Raw genomic sequence first — 14,906 nt, 5'->3', positions numbered from 1 at the left:
TTTATAAAAATGTCGATATTTTCAATTTACGTCGACACAAACAGATCGCATTACCCCCCTTGCCCGCCCCGGAGTATCGCCATGAGTACCGTCGTTGCCCTGAAGAGCCTGGTCGTTCCCGCCCCGCAGAAAATCAGCGGTTTCACCCTGCAACCCAGCGCGCAATCGCCACGCCTGCTGCAGCTGGAGTTCAGCCAGGAAACCGTGCAGGCCTTCCTCGCCGCCGTCGCCGAATGGCCGGTCCAGGCCCTGGAATACAAGTCGTTCCTGCGCTTTCGCCTGGCCAAGATTCTCGATGAACTGTGCGCCGGCAGCCTGCAACCGCTGCTGATCAATACCCTGATGGACCGTGCCAGCGGCGGCCTGCTGGTCAGCGCCCAGGGTCTCGATCGGGTCGAGCAGGCCGAGGACATGGTCAAGCTGGCCACCGCCGTGGCGCACCTGTTCGGCCGTTCCAACTTCGACGCCATGAGCGGCCAGTACTACGCCCGCTTCGTGGTGCAGAACGTCGATGCCTCCGACAGCTACCTGCGCCAGCCGCACCGGGTGCTGGAACTGCACACCGATGGCACCTTCGTCGAGCAGGACACCGACTACGTGCTGATGATGAAGATCGACGAGCAGAACATGCAGGGCGGCAACTCGCTGCTGCTGCACCTGGATGACTGGGAGGAGCTGAACCGCTTCAACCACCACCCGCTGGCCCGCCGCGAACTGCGCTGGACCGCGCCGCCGAGCAAGCGGGTGGACAAGGACGTGTTCCACCCGGTGTTCGACAACGATGCCGAGGGCCGGCCGATCATCAGCTACATCGACCAGTTCGTGCAGCCGAAGAACTTCGAGGAAGGCAACTGGCTGACCGACCTCAGCCAGTCGCTGGAAAGCAGCCCGCACAAGCTGTCGATCCCGGTGCCGGTGGGCAGCTTCCTGCTGATCAACAACCACTTCTGGCTGCATGGCCGCGACCGCTTCACCGCCCACCCGGGCCTGCGCCGCGAACTGATGCGCCAGCGCGGCTACTTCACCCACGCCAAGGTGCTGCGCGAGCCACGCCAGTGAAGCCCCGGCCGATCGCGGCACGTCGCCGCACAAGCACCCTTCAGCCCACGACTCGCAGCAATCGCAGGCACTCCTGATGCACGACTTCATCATCATCGGCGGCGGCATTCTCGGCATGTCCACCGCCATGCAGCTACAGCGCACCTACCCCGACAGCCGCATGCTGCTGCTGGAGAAGGAATCCGCGCCGGCCCGGCACCAGACCGGCCACAACAGCGGGGTGATCCACGCCGGCGTGTACTACACCCCGGGCAGCCTCAAGGCCAGGTTCTGCCTGGCCGGCAACGTGGCGACCAAGGCCTTCTGCGAGCAGCACGGCATCGCCTACCAGGTACCCGGCAAGCTGCTGGTGGCCACCAACGAGCTGGAGATGCAGCGCATGCAGGCGCTGTGGGAGCGCACGGCGGCCAACGGCATCCAGCGCGAATGGCTGAATGCCGGCCAGCTGCGCGAGCGCGAGCCGAACATCCAGGGCTTCGGCGCCATCCTGGTGCCCTCCAGCGGCATCGTCGATTACACCGAAGTCACCGCGGCCATGGCCCGCGAGTTCGTCGAGGCGGGCGGCGAGATCCGCTATGGCGCCAGCGTCACCGCCCTGCAGGAACACCTGCAGGAGGTACGGGTGCAGACCAGCGCCGGCGAGTTCGCCTGCCGTTTCCTGGTCACCTGCGCCGGCCTGCACGCCGACCGCGTGGTGCGCATGCTCGGACTCGACCCCGGCTTCAGCATCTGCCCGTTCCGCGGCGAATACTTCCAGCTGCCGGCCGAGCGCAACCGGATCGTCAACCACCTGATCTACCCGATCCCCGACCCGAGCATGCCGTTCCTCGGCGTGCACCTGACGCGAATGATCGACGGCAGCGTCACCGTTGGGCCGAATGCGGTGCTGGCGCTCAAGCGCGAAGGCTATCGCAAGCGCGACATCTCCCTGGCCGACAGCTGGCAGATGCTGACCAACCCCGGCCTGCTCAAGGTGCTCAAGGCCAACCTGCGCCCGGGCCTGGGCGAGCTGAAGAACTCGCTGTTCAAGCGCGGCTACCTGCAGCAGGTGCGCAAGTACTGCCCGAGCATCCGCCTCGGCGACCTCAAGCCCTACCCGGCCGGAGTGCGCGCCCAGGCCGTATCGGACGACGGCCGGCTGATCGACGACTTCCTGTTCCGCCACAGCCGCCGCAGCCTGCACGTGTGCAATGCGCCGTCACCGGCCGCCACCTCGGCACTGCCGATCGGTGCCCATATCGTCGAGCAGGTCGGCAGCCAGATGCAGGGCCTGCCGATCTTCACCAAAACCAAAGTCGTCCGCTGTGACGCCGCCTGAGGTGACCATGAGCCATACCCGCACGCTGGCCGACAAAGACCGCCAGTACCATCTGCACCCCTACACCAACGCGCGCCTGCATGAGCAGGTCGGCCCGCTGGTGATCGCGCGCGGTGAAGGTGTTTACGTCTACGACGAACAGGGCAAGCAGTACCTGGAGGCCATGTCCGGCCTGTGGAGCGCCGCGCTGGGCTTCAGCAACCAGCGCCTGATCACCGCGGCCGAGCAGCAACTGCGCAGCCTGCCCTTCTACCATGTGTTCGGCCACAAGGCGCACCGGCCGAGCATCGAGCTGGCCGAGAAGCTGATCGAAATGGCGCCGGTGCCGATGAGCAAGGTGTTCTTCACCAACTCCGGTTCGGAAGCCAACGACAGCGTGGTCAAGCTGGTCTGGTACTACAACAATGCGCGCGGCAAGCCGCTGAAGAAGAAGTTCATCAGCCGCCAGAACGGCTACCACGGCATCACCGTGGCCAGCGCCAGCCTCACCGGCCTGGCGGCCAACCAGCGCGGCTTCGATGTGCCGCTGCCGGGCTTCCTCCACGTCGGCTGCCCGCACCACTACCGCCACGCCCTGCCCGGCGAGAGCGAAGAGCAGTTCGCCGATCGCCTGGCCGCCGAACTGGAACAGCGCATCCTCAGCGAAGGGGCCGAGACCATCGCCGCCTTCATCGGCGAGCCGCTGATGGGCGCCGGCGGGGTGATCGTGCCGCCGCGCACTTACTGGCAGAAGATTCAGGCGGTGTGCCGCCGCCACGACATCCTGGTCATCGCCGACGAGGTGATCTGCGGTTTCGGCCGCACCGGGCAGATGTTCGGCAGCCAGACCTTCGCCATCCAGCCGGACGTGATGGTGCTGTCCAAGCAACTGTCCTCGTCCTACCAGCCGATTGCCGCCATCCTGATCAACGACGAGCTGTACCAGGGCATCGCCGAGCAGAGCAACAGCCTGGGCACCCTCGGCCACGGCTTTACCGGCAGTGCCCATCCGGTGGCCACCGCCGTGGCCCTGGAAAACCTCAAGATCATCGAGGAAGAACAGCTGGTGCCACACGCCGCCGCCATGGGCCAACGCCTGCACGCCGGCCTGCGCGAGTTTGCCGATCACCCGCTGGTGGGCGAGGTGCGCGGTTGCGGGCTGATTGCCGCGGTGGAGCTGGTCGGCAACCGCCAGACCAAGGCGCCGCATGGCAGCCCCGGCACGCTCGGCCGCTACCTCGCCGGACGGGCCCAGGAGCACGGCATGATCACCCGCGCCATGGGCGACGCGATAGCCTTCTGCCCGCCGCTGATCAGCAGCGAGGCGGAGATCGACCAGCTGATCCAGCGCTTCGCCTACGCCCTCGACGACACCAGCCACTGGTTGCGTAGCTGAGCATCGGCCTCCCGGCGCGGCGTCTGGCCTGCCTAGATCAACGCAAAAGCCCGCTTCGGCGGGCTTTTGCGTTGGCGATGTACCAATAGCAGCCCCATGGTTTGCATGGGTGGAAACCAAATCCGCGTAGCGGCAAGAACGAGTCATCAAGCAGCTCGGAGCCCGAGTCCCCGTCAGGAGGCCAAAACGTAGCGAAGCGGAGTAACAGCCGCAGGCTGGCCCGCAGGGCGAGCACAGCGAGTCAAAGTGAGTCGCCCGGGTGGGCGAAACCCAAACCATCAGCCCGCTCGGCAATCAGCTCAGCATGGTGTCCTCGGAGCCATCAGGTGCGCACGGCGCACCCTACGAAGCACGGCTTGCCTCACGGATGGTATGCGCGTATCCACCGCGTAACGAGGACCTAGCCGTTGCGTTACGCCAGACCCTGCCGCTAACGAGCGGGGGCCTGCCCCTGAGCCACGAAACGCATCATCCACTCGGCCACGATCGCCCCCTGGTGCGCCTGCTCCAGGCTGTCGAGGGCCTGCCGGTAGACCTGCTCGCCCCAGTGCTCGCGGCGGATCTCGAGGATCGAACGGGAATAGTCGGCCACCAGTTCCGGATGCCCCTGCCAGCACAGCACCTGGTCGCCGATGCGGTAGGCAGCGATCGGGCAGAACGGGTTGCTGGCCAGGATGGTGGCATTGGCCGGGGCCTGGGTGACCTGGTCCTGGTGGATGATCAGCATCGACAACTGCTCGGTGCGCGGCTGCATCCAGGGCTCCTGCGCGAGCACCGCATAGTGCTGCACCCCGACGCCCCAACCCTGGCTCGCCCGCTCGGTCTTGCCGCCCAGCAGCAAGGCCAGCAGCTGATGGCCGAAGCAGATGCCGAGCAGCTTGTCACCGGCGGCATAGCGCGCCAGCACATACTCGCGCAGGGTCTGGATCCACGGCTCGGAACCGAAGGAGTCGTACTTGCTGCCGGTGATCAGGTAGGCGTCGTAGCGCTGCGTGTCATCCGGGTACTGCCCCTGGATCACATTGAATACCTCGAACTCGGCGGCAACCGGCTGCTGGGCGAACAGCTGCTTAAACATGCGGCCATAGCCGTGGTACTGCTCGACCAGCTCGGGGCGAATGTGATCGGTTTCGAGGATGCAGATGCGCAATGCCATCACGGGGCTCCTGGCTCGGGGGAAACAACGGGAAAGTGTTTGCATGATCGCGCGTAGGGTGCGCCATGCGCACCGGCAACCGCGCACAGGCCTCCGGTGCGCATGGCGCACCCTACGCAAGAGCCGCCCAGCGAGGAATCGGTAACTGCCGATCCCTCGCTGGGCGCGCCCGGAAACGATCGTGAAGCGGCGCTTAGCCCTGCAGGTCCTGCAGGGTCAGGTCCAGGCACAGGCGCGCCTTGGTCACCAGTTCGTCGATCTCGGCTTTGCTGATCACCAGCGGCGGCGCGATGATCATGGTGTCACCGACGGCGCGCATGATCAGGCCGTTGTTGAAGCAGTGGCCGCGGCAGATCATGCCCACGCCCTTGCCTTCGTAACGGGTGCGGGTGGCCTTGTCCTTGACCAGTTCGATGGCGCCGAGCATGCCGACGCCACGCACCTCGCCGACCAGCGGGTGATCGAGCAGCTCGCGCAGGCGCTTCTGCAGGTACGGCGCGGTTTCGGCGCGAACCGTTTCGAGGATCTTCTCCTCGCGCAGGATGCGGATGTTCTCCAGCGCCACGGCGGCGGCCACCGGGTGCCCGGAGTAGGTGAAGCCGTGGTTGAAGTCGCCCGCGCCCTTGATCACGTCGAACACCTTGTCGCTGACGATCAGGCCACCCATGGGGATGTAGCCGGAGGTCAGGCCCTTGGCGATGGTCATCAGGTCCGGCTGGTTGCCGTAGTAGTCGCTGCCGAACCACTCGCCGGTGCGGCCGAAACCGCAGATCACTTCGTCGGCGACGAACAAAATGTCGTACTTGGCGAGGATCTCGCGGATCTTCGGCCAGTAGGTTTCCGGCGGCACGATCACCCCGCCGGCGCCCTGGATCGGCTCGGCGATGAAGGCGGCGACATTCTCCACACCGACTTCGAGGATCTTCGCTTCCAGCTGCTCGGCGGCCCAGATGCCGAACTCGTCCGGGCTCATCTCGCCACCCTCGCCGAACCAGTACGGCTGCGGGATGTGCACGATGCCCGGAATCGGCAGGTCGCCCTGCTCATGCATGTACTTCATGCCGCCCAGGCTGGCGCCGGCCACGGTGGAGCCGTGGTAGCCGTTGACGCGGCTGATGATCACCTTCTTGTTCGGCTGGCCCTTGCACGCCCAGTAGTGGCGAACCATGCGCAGCATGGTGTCGTTGCCTTCCGAGCCGGAGCCGGTGAAGAACACGTGGTTCATGCCTGGCGGGGCGATCTCGGCGATCACCTTGGCCAGCTCCAGCACCGGCGGGTGGGCGGTCATGAAGAAGGTGTTGTAGAACGGCAGCTCCCTCATCTGCGCCGCGGCCGCCTCGGCGAGTTCATGCCGGCCGTAACCGACGGCGGCGCACCACAGGCCGGCCATGCCGTCGAGGATCTTGTTGCCTTCGCTGTCCCACACGTACACGCCTTCACCCTTGGTGATGATGCGCGGGCCGACGTCGATCAGCTGCTGATAGTCGCTGAACGGGGCCAGGTGATGGTCACGGCTCATGGCCTGCCATTTCAGGGTTTGCGGGTTCTTGTGGGTCGGGCTCATGGCGCCTCCGGTTGCGTGGCAGTGTGGCGGCCGTTGGGGCCGCCGGCACATTAGCTTCTGGCCAGCAGGTGTTTGATGGCGAAGTCCGCGTCGGCGGACTGCTCGTTCAATTCATGCTGCTTGATCATGTTGTACAACTCGATAAAGGGCGCCCCGAACACCTCGGTCATGATCGGGCAGCGCTGCAATTCCACCAGCGCCTCGCTGAGGTCGGCCGGCAACGCGCCGCGCTCGGACACCGCCGGGCGGTCGCTGACTTCCGGGCCCGGCTCGATCTGCTGCTGCATCCCGGCCAGGCCGGCACCGAGCATCAGCGCCAGGCTCAGGTAGGGGTTGGCATCGCCACCCGGCAGGCGGTGTTCGACGCGGCGGTTGGCCGGGTCCGAATGCGGCACGCGGAAGGCCGCCGTGCGGTTGTCATAGCCCCATTCGACGCTGGCCGGCGAGGCATCCGGACGGTGCAGGCGCACATAGGAGTGGGCATAGGGCGCGAGAATCGCCATCGAGGCGCGCGCCGAGGCCTGCCAACCGCCGATGAAGTGCTTGAGGCGCGGATGCGGCGAGCCGTCGGCGGCGGTAAAGGGGTTGTTGCCCGCCGAGTCGGCCAGGCTGATGTGCCAGTGCAGACCGGTGCCCGGCTCGGTCAGGTAGGGCTTGGCCATGAAGGTGGCGAAGCAGCCGTGGCGCCGGGCGATCTCGCGGGCCAGGCGCTTGAAGCGGAACACCGCATCGGCCTGGGCCAGCGGCTCGCCGGGGGCGAAGTTGACTTCGTACTGGCCCAGCGCCGACTCGTGACCGTAGCCGGTAATCGGGATGTTCTGGGCCTCGCAGGCCGCCCACAGCTCGTCGAAGAACGGCGCGAAGGTGCCGGCGGTTTCCGCCGAGGCCAGGTCGTGGGAGCTTTCGATGTGCGGCACCTGGGCCGACATGCCGTGGGCCACCTGCAGGCCGCCTTCGGCCGTGCGCTGCGGGTGGACCAGGAAGAACTCCAGCTCCGGCGCCACCTTGGCGGTGTAACCGGCGGCCTTGAGGCGGGCCAGGGTGCGCTTGAGCAGCTGGCGCGGCGACAGCTCGGCGACCTCGTACTGGCAATGGCCGTCGGCGGCGGTAAAGCTCGCCTCGATATCGCAGATCAGCGTGGCGGTCGGCACACCGGCCAGCGGGTCACGCACCAGCGTGCGCCAGTCCGGGCGCATGGCCATGTCCGGGAACATCGGCGGGAAGATGCGCTTGAACACTTCCGGCGGCTCGCCGCCGGTCACGGTCAGGCCGAGAAACAGCGAGGGCATCTTCGCCCCCAGGGTCTCGGCAAAGCTGGCGCGACTGAGGATCTTGCCGCGCGCCACGCTGGTCAGGTCGGCGAAGACCAGCTCGACCCGGCGGATATCGTTGGCCTCCAGCCAGGCCAGGGCCTCGCCGGCGGTGGAAAACTCTGGATACATGGAAAACCTCGAAATCTGCTCGCAGCCCGAATGCTGCCCTATGGGGTGTTCAGTCGCCGAGCCGGTGCTCAGCCGCAACCGTCCGCCTCGCGCGGGGCGAGTGCGACACAGGGCACGCCGACCCAACTCAGGGCGGCGACCCACTCGTCGGTGCGGTGCTCCACCGTGTGGCGGCGCAGCAGGGCGGTCAATTCGTCCTTGTGCCGATAACGGGCACGCTGGCTGGCGAAGCGCGGGTCGGCCGTCCACTGCAGCTGGCCGGCCAGCGCGCTCAGCTCGGTGAACTGGTAGTCGTTGCTCACCGCGAGGAAGAACGCGCCGTCGGCACTCGGAAAGATATGGCAGGGCGCCGGTTTCGGAGCTCTGCCGCTCGGCGCGTGATTGAGAGCCTTGAACACCGCAGCCTCCCCCAGTCGAAATCCGCATGCAGCGTGTTAAACCCGCCCCGCAGGGCAGAAACTACAACGGGCGGGTGGCCAGGCCACCCGCCCGTTGCCGGCCAAGCAATCAGTAGAAGGCTTGCAGGCCAGTCTGCGCGCGACCAAGGATCAGTGCGTGCACGTCATGGGTGCCTTCGTAGGTGTTGACCACCTCCAGGTTGACCAGGTGGCGGGCCACCCCGTACTCGTCGCTGATACCGTTGCCGCCGAGCATGTCGCGGGCCATGCGGGCAATTTCCAGGGACTTGCCGCAGCTGTTGCGCTTCATGATCGAGGTGATTTCCACCGCGGCGGTGCCTTCGTCCTTCATCCGCCCCAGGCGCAGGCAGCCTTGCAGGGCCAGGGTGATTTCGGTCTGCATGTCGGCCAGCTTCTTCTGGATCAGCTGGGTCTGCGCCAGCGGGCGGCCGAACTGCTTGCGGTCCAGGGTGTACTGGCGGGCGGTGTGCCAGCAGTCTTCGGCGGCGCCCAGGGCACCCCAGCTGATGCCGTAGCGGGCAGAGTTGAGGCAGGTGAACGGGCCTTTCAGGCCGCGCACGTCGGGGAAGGCGTTTTCTTCCGGGCAGAACACGTTGTCCATGACGATCTCGCCGGTGATCGAGGCGCGCAGGCCGACCTTGCCGTGGATCGCCGGAGCGCTGAGGCCCTGCCAGCCTTTTTCCAGGACGAAGCCGCGGATCTCGCCGGCGTCATCCTTGGCCCAGACCACGAACACGTCGGCGATCGGGCTGTTGGTGATCCACATCTTGGCGCCGGTCAGGCGGTAGCCGCCGTCGACCTTCTTGGCACGGGTGATCATCGAGCCCGGGTCGGAACCGTGGTCCGGCTCGGTCAGGCCGAAGCAGCCGATGTATTCGCCGGTCGCCAGCTTGGGCAGGTACTTCTGCTTGGTCGCCTCGTTGCCGAACTCGTTGATCGGCACCATCACCAGGGACGATTGCACGCTCATCATCGAACGGTAGCCGGAATCGATGCGCTCCACTTCGCGGGCGATCAGGCCGTAGCACACGTAGTTGAGGCCGCTGCCGCCGTAGGCTTCCGGGATGGTGGCGCCGAGCAGGCCGGTTTCGCCCATCTCGCGGAAGATCTTCGGGTCGGTCTGCTCGTTGCGGAAGGCCAGCTGCACGCGCGGCTTCAGCTTGTCGGCGGCGAACTGCTGGGCGCTGTCACGTACCATGCGCTCTTCTTCAGTCAGTTGCTGGTCGAGCAGCAGCGGGTCGATCCAGTTGAAGGTTGCCTTGCTGGCCATGGTGCGAATCCTCGAAGCGGTGACAGTAGAGGGCCGCCACCCGTGGAGGGCGCGGCCAGTCGATGGACAAAGACTAGGCCCGGAACCGGCACCGGGCAAACGAGGATTTTGCACGCCGTTGTGCAATATGATCACTTCGAGATAGCCTCAAAGACGAGCTTCCACCATTCTATAGTGAGGGTATGGCATAGATGCGCCGCAAGATCCCCAGCACCGCCGCCCTGGTCGCCTTCGAGTCGGCCGCCCGCCACCAGAGCTTCACCAAGGCCGCCGACGAACTGGCGCTGACCCAGGGCGCCGTGTGCCGACAGATCGCCGGGCTCGAGGAGTTCCTCGGCATCGAGCTGTTCCGCCGCTCGCGCCGCGGGGTGAAGCTGACCGAGGCGGGCCTGGCCTACAGCCGCAAGGTCGCCGCGCAGCTGGATGCGGTGGAGCGCGACACCCTGGCCGCCATGGGCCAGCAGGGCGCCATGAGCATCGAACTGGCGGTGGTGCCGACCTTCGCCACCCAGTGGCTGGTGCCGCGCCTCAAGGACTTCCAGCGCCTGCACCCGGAAGTCACCGTGCACCTGACCAACCGCACCCGGCCGTTCCTGTTCGCCGACACCAGCTTCGACGCCGCCATCTACTTCGGCGATGCCGACTGGTCCGGTACCGAGGCGCACTACCTGATGCCCGAGCACCCGCTGCCGGTGTGCAGCGCGGAGCTGCTGGGCGGCCGCGCGCAGTTCAGCGCCGAGGAGCTGGCCGGCCTGCCGCTGCTGCAGCAGACCACCCGCCCCTATGCCTGGCGCCAGTGGTTCAATGCCCAGGGCCTGAACGTGCCGCGTGACATGAGCGGGCCGCGCTACGAACTGTTCTCCATGCTCGCCCAGGCGGCCATGCACGGCATGGGCGTGGCACTGATCCCGCCGTTCCTGATCCAGCGCGAGCTGGCCGAGGGCCGCCTGCTGCCCGCCCACCCCCAGGCCCTGCACAGCAGCGACCGCGGCTATTACCTGATCATCCCCGAACGCAAGGTGGAATCGGCGGCCCTGCGTGCCTTCAGCGACTGGTTGTTGCAGGCGGCCCGCGCCTACCAGCCGGAAAATTCCGCGGAAGCCTTGTAGCACTAAGGACACGCTCATGTAGCAAGACTGTCACGGCACTACAGGTCACTTTTTCACAAAGCGCTGAAAGGCCCGTGGCTGCTGGGCTGAACGGGATTTTGCACAGTCCGTGCAAAACATTTCACGCAACAACCAAAGCGACGAGCGGTTATTCACGTTTCGAATGCCAGGAACGCCTCACAAGCGCCGCAGACAGCGGTCCAGGCCAGGAATAGCGCGGCTTCCAGCTGGTATAAAAGTGAACGACACCACCCATAACTTGTAGTTATAGATTTTCAAAACTCCATAAATTCTTGAAGGCCTCGCCGTTCACCTGCAAAATGCCGCGCCCCGCCCCATTCGAGCGGGTTTTGTGCTGATCCGCCCTCACCCGCGTGCCACCCGCAGTGCGCCGGTTCATCAAAACGATCACGCAGGAGAATTGAAGTGCACATCGGTGTTCCTCTCGAGACCCATGCCGGCGAGACGCGGGTAGCCGCTACTCCCGAAACCATCAAGAAGCTGATCGGCCAAGGCCATCAGGTGACTGTACAGAGCGGTGCTGGCGTGAATGCCAGCCTGCCCGACCACGTCTATGAAGTGGTCGGTGCCAATATAGGCGACGCCGCCAGCGTGTTCGGTGCCGACCTGATCCTCAAGGTCCTGGCCCCGAGCGACGCCGAACTGGCGCTGATGAAATCCGGTGCGGTGCTGGTTGGCATGCTCAACCCGTTCTGCAACGAGACCATCGCGCGCATGGCCGCCCGTGGCATCACCGCCTTCGCCCTGGAGGCCGCGCCGCGTACCTCCCGCGCGCAGAGCCTGGACGTGCTGAGCTCGCAGGCCAACATCGCCGGTTACAAGGCCGTGATGCTGGCGGCCAACCACTACCCGCGCTTCATGCCGATGCTGATGACCGCGGCCGGTACCGTGAAGGCCGCTCGCGTGCTGATCCTCGGTGCCGGTGTGGCCGGTCTGCAGGCCATCGCCACCGCCAAGCGTCTGGGTGCGGTGATCGAGGCCTCGGACGTGCGTCCGGCGGTGAAGGAACAGATCGAGTCGCTCGGCGCCAAGTTCGTCGACGTACCGTTCGAGACCGACGAAGAGCGCGAGTGCGCCCAGGGCGTGGGCGGCTATGCCCGGCCGATGCCGGCCTCGTGGATGCAGCGTCAGGCCGGTGCCGTGCACGAGCGCGCCAAGCAGGCCGACATCGTCATCACCACCGCGCTGATCCCGGGCCGCAAGGCGCCGACCCTGCTGCACGAAGCGACCGTGGAAGAGATGAAGCCGGGCTCGGTGGTCATCGACCTGGCCGCTGCCCAGGGCGGCAACTGCCCGCTGACGGTCGCCGACCAGGTGGTGGTCAAGCATGGCGTGACCATCGTCGGCTACAGCAACCTGGCGGCCCTGGTGCCGGCGGACGCCTCGGCCCTGTATGCGCGCAACCTGCTGGACTTCCTCAAGCTGGTCATCGACGGCGAAGGCAAGTTCCACCTCAACCTGGAAGACGACATCGTCGCCGCGTGCCTGATGTGCCGCGATGGCAACGTCGTTCGCAGCAACGGCTAAGGAGTAGAGACATGGAACTGATTTCCCCCAGCATCTACAACCTGATCATCTTCGTGCTGGCCATCTACGTGGGCTACCACGTGGTGTGGAACGTCACCCCGGCCCTGCACACCCCGCTGATGGCCGTGACCAACGCCATCTCGGCCATCGTCATCGTCGGCGCCATGCTGGCCGCCGCCCTGACCGAAACCGTGCTGGGCAAGTCCATGGGCACCCTGGCAGTGGCCCTGGCCGCGGTCAACGTGTTCGGTGGCTTCCTGGTCACCCGGCGCATGCTGGAAATGTTCAAGAAGAAGGCGCCGAAAGCGCCGGTGGAGAAGCACTGACCATGAGCATGAATCTGATCACTCTTCTTTATCTGGTCGCCTCGATCTGCTTCATCCAGGCCCTCAAGGGCCTGTCGCACCCGACCTCGTCGCGCCAGGGCAACCTGTTCGGCATGATCGGCATGGCCATCGCCGTGGTCACCACCGTGTTCCTGGTGTTCAAGCTGGGTTCGCAGATGACCGAAGGCGGCGCCGCCAAGGGCCTGGGCTTCGTGCTGGTCGGCCTGCTGGTCGGCGGTACCGCCGGCTCGATCATGGCCAAGCGCGTGGAAATGACCAAGATGCCGGAGCTGGTCGCCTTCATGCACAGCATGATCGGTCTGGCCGCCGTGTTCATCGCCATCGCCGCCGTGGTCGAGCCGCAATCGCTGGGTATCGTCGCTCACCTGGGCGATGCGATTCCGGCCGGTAACCGCCTGGAACTGTTCCTCGGCGCGGCCATCGGTGCCATCACCTTCTCCGGTTCGGTGATCGCCTTCGGCAAGCTGTCGGGCAAGTACAAGTTCCGTCTGTTCCAGGGCGCGCCGGTGCAGTTCAAGGGCCAGCACCTGGTCAACCTGGTGATCGGTCTGACCATCCTCGGTCTGGGCCTGGTGTACATGTTCACCGGCAACCTGCAGGCGTTTGCGGTGATGCTGGCCCTGGCCTTCATCATCGGCGTGCTGATCATCATCCCGATCGGCGGCGCCGACATGCCGGTCGTGGTGTCGATGCTGAACTCCTACTCGGGCTGGGCGGCTGCCGGTATCGGTTTCTCGCTGAACAATTCGATGCTGATCGTCGCCGGTTCGCTGGTGGGTTCGTCCGGTGCCATCCTCTCGTACATCATGTGCAAGGCGATGAACCGTTCGTTCTTCAACGTGATCCTCGGCGGTTTCGGTGGCGCGGCCGAAGCTGCTGGTCCTGCCGGTGCCCAGGAAGCGCGTCCGGTGAAGTCGGGTTCCTCCGACGACGCCGCCTTCCTGCTGACCAACGCCGACACCGTGATCATCGTTCCGGGCTACGGCCTGGCGGTGGCCCGTGCCCAGCACGCGCTGATGGAGCTGGCCGAGAAGCTGACCCACCGCGGCGTCACCGTGAAGTACGCGATCCACCCGGTTGCCGGTCGTATGCCTGGCCACATGAACGTCCTGCTGGCCGAGGCCGAAGTGCCTTACGAGCAGGTGTTCGAGATGGAAGACATCAACTCCGAGTTCGGCCAGGCCGACGTGGTGCTGGTGCTGGGCGCCAACGACGTGGTCAACCCGGCCGCTAAGAACGATCCGAAGTCGCCGATCGCCGGTATGCCGATCCTCGAGGCCTACAAGGCCAAGACCGTGATCGTCAACAAGCGCTCGATGGCCAGCGGCTACGCCGGCCTGGACAACGAACTGTTCTACTTGGACAAGACCATGATGGTCTTCGGCGACGCCAAGAAAGTCATCGAAGACATGGTCAAGGCGGTCGATTAAGACGCCCTGCTCCAGCCATGAAAAACCCGGCCATGTGCCGGGTTTTTTGTTTCTGCGCACAGCACAGCCGGCGCCATGCACGACCGATACAGTTGCCCATGCCGACGAACTGCTGCAGCACAATTCCATCCGGCTGTGACTACAACGGCCACCTGCCAACCCCCACCATGGACTGCCATAACCCCCGCTCTCGCGGGAAGGACGCATCGCCATGGAACGCACACTGCCCCGCACCCAGCCCACCGCACTTGCCAGCCGCCCCACTCCGACCGCCTGGCCGCTGCGCCTGCTCGCCGCCCTGCTGCTCTGGCGCCAGCGCGCCCGCACCCGCCGCCAGCTGGCACAACTGGATGAACGCCTGCTGGCCGACGCCGGCATCTGCGCGGCCGAGCGCCACGCGGAGCTGGCCAAGCCGTTCTGGCGCTGAGCCAGCCTGGCCGCCCCCGACGCCCCGCGCTAGACTGTCCGGACGCGCAATCGCGCCATCTTCCCGTTAGCCAGGAGCTTCACCATGTCCCGTCTGCATCAGCTTGCCGCCGCCGCCCTGCTGACCTTGGCCGCCAACGCCTCGGCCACCAGTTTCGTAGTCACCACCGATGCCACAGTGGGCGCGCTAGATGCGACCTCCGAGGCCACTTCCGACATTTCCTCGTCCTTCAGCGACGACAAGATCGTGCTGGCCGCCCGCGACGACGCCGCCAGTTTCGTCGCCAGCCAGGGCGATATCCGCGGCGCGCGCCTGGAGGCCGCCCTGCAGCACATCCGCCAGCAGGTGCCGCAGCTGCGGGCCGATGACCTGCAACTGGCCCAGGCCATTCTCGTCCTGTGATGCAAACGGCCAGCCCCGGCCTCAAGCGCCGGGCTGGCCG

The 14,906-nt window shown here is 65.9% G+C and carries 14 protein-coding genes; 9 read left to right on the top strand and 5 right to left on the bottom strand.

Annotated features, from left to right (window positions below):
- Positions 1–81 precede the first annotated feature (81 nt).
- The 3 genes from glaH to F3I62_RS02755 all read left to right on the top strand — a co-directional run bounded on the left by glaH (position 82) and on the right by F3I62_RS02755 (position 3,752).
- On the top strand, positions 82–1,059 hold the full coding sequence (glaH, locus tag F3I62_RS02765; RefSeq protein WP_160488150.1) for a glutarate dioxygenase GlaH: 978 nt from the start codon (positions 82–84) through the stop codon (positions 1,057–1,059).
- 76 nt (positions 1,060–1,135) lie between these two features.
- The gene (gene lhgO / locus F3I62_RS02760; protein WP_160488149.1) at positions 1,136–2,377 is read left to right on the top strand and encodes an L-2-hydroxyglutarate oxidase; all 1,242 of its coding nucleotides are present in this window, start codon (positions 1,136–1,138) and stop codon (positions 2,375–2,377) included.
- 7 nt (positions 2,378–2,384) lie between these two features.
- Positions 2,385–3,752 carry an aspartate aminotransferase family protein gene (locus F3I62_RS02755; protein ID WP_160488148.1) on the top strand — a complete coding sequence of 456 codons (1,368 nt, stop codon included), beginning with the start codon at positions 2,385–2,387 and terminating at the stop codon, positions 3,750–3,752.
- A gap of 430 nt (positions 3,753–4,182) precedes the next feature.
- Here the strand turns inward: F3I62_RS02755 and F3I62_RS02750 are convergent, their stop codons facing one another.
- From F3I62_RS02750 to F3I62_RS02730, 5 genes are all read right to left on the bottom strand, one after another.
- On the bottom strand, positions 4,183–4,908 hold the full coding sequence (locus tag F3I62_RS02750; protein WP_160488147.1) for an amidotransferase: 726 nt from the start codon (positions 4,906–4,908) through the stop codon (positions 4,183–4,185).
- Positions 4,909–5,101: 193 nt separating this feature from the next.
- Entirely contained in the window at positions 5,102–6,472 is a 1,371-nt protein-coding gene (locus F3I62_RS02745) for an aspartate aminotransferase family protein (protein WP_160488146.1), read from the bottom strand.
- A 50-nt stretch (positions 6,473–6,522) separates the two neighbouring features.
- Entirely contained in the window at positions 6,523–7,914 is a 1,392-nt protein-coding gene (locus F3I62_RS02740; RefSeq protein ID WP_160488145.1) for a glutamine synthetase family protein, read from the bottom strand.
- A 68-nt stretch (positions 7,915–7,982) separates the two neighbouring features.
- Entirely contained in the window at positions 7,983–8,312 is a 330-nt protein-coding gene (locus F3I62_RS02735; RefSeq protein WP_160488144.1) for a CoA transferase, read from the bottom strand.
- A 109-nt stretch (positions 8,313–8,421) separates the two neighbouring features.
- On the bottom strand, positions 8,422–9,603 hold the full coding sequence (locus F3I62_RS02730; RefSeq protein WP_160488143.1) for an acyl-CoA dehydrogenase: 1,182 nt from the start codon (positions 9,601–9,603) through the stop codon (positions 8,422–8,424).
- A gap of 191 nt (positions 9,604–9,794) precedes the next feature.
- On the opposite strand from F3I62_RS02730, the gene F3I62_RS02725 reads away from it, so the two are divergent.
- From F3I62_RS02725 to F3I62_RS02700, 6 genes are all read left to right on the top strand, one after another.
- A complete protein-coding gene (locus tag F3I62_RS02725) occupies positions 9,795–10,712 on the top strand; it encodes a LysR family transcriptional regulator (RefSeq protein WP_160488142.1) in 918 nt (305 codons plus the stop codon).
- Positions 10,713–11,138: 426 nt separating this feature from the next.
- Positions 11,139–12,260 (top strand): Re/Si-specific NAD(P)(+) transhydrogenase subunit alpha, encoded by a 1,122-nt coding sequence (locus tag F3I62_RS02720; RefSeq protein WP_160488141.1) that lies wholly within the window; start codon positions 11,139–11,141, stop codon positions 12,258–12,260.
- An 11-nt stretch (positions 12,261–12,271) separates the two neighbouring features.
- A complete protein-coding gene (locus F3I62_RS02715; RefSeq protein ID WP_160077203.1) occupies positions 12,272–12,586 on the top strand; it encodes an NAD(P) transhydrogenase subunit alpha in 315 nt (104 codons plus the stop codon).
- A 2-nt stretch (positions 12,587–12,588) separates the two neighbouring features.
- Positions 12,589–14,037, top strand: a complete 1,449-nt coding sequence (locus F3I62_RS02710) for an NAD(P)(+) transhydrogenase (Re/Si-specific) subunit beta (RefSeq protein ID WP_160488140.1) — start codon at positions 12,589–12,591, stop codon at positions 14,035–14,037.
- 211 nt (positions 14,038–14,248) lie between these two features.
- Positions 14,249–14,464 (top strand): DUF1127 domain-containing protein, encoded by a 216-nt coding sequence (locus F3I62_RS02705; protein WP_160488139.1) that lies wholly within the window; start codon positions 14,249–14,251, stop codon positions 14,462–14,464.
- A gap of 84 nt (positions 14,465–14,548) precedes the next feature.
- Positions 14,549–14,866 (top strand): DUF2388 domain-containing protein, encoded by a 318-nt coding sequence (locus F3I62_RS02700; RefSeq protein WP_160488138.1) that lies wholly within the window; start codon positions 14,549–14,551, stop codon positions 14,864–14,866.
- Positions 14,867–14,906: the final 40 nt, after the last annotated feature.

Source organism: Pseudomonas sp. R-28-1W-6 (assembly GCF_009799925.1).
In the GTDB taxonomy this organism is placed as follows: Bacteria; Pseudomonadota; Gammaproteobacteria; order Pseudomonadales; family Pseudomonadaceae; genus Aquipseudomonas.
This window is presented reverse-complemented; position numbering and strand designations above follow the sequence as displayed.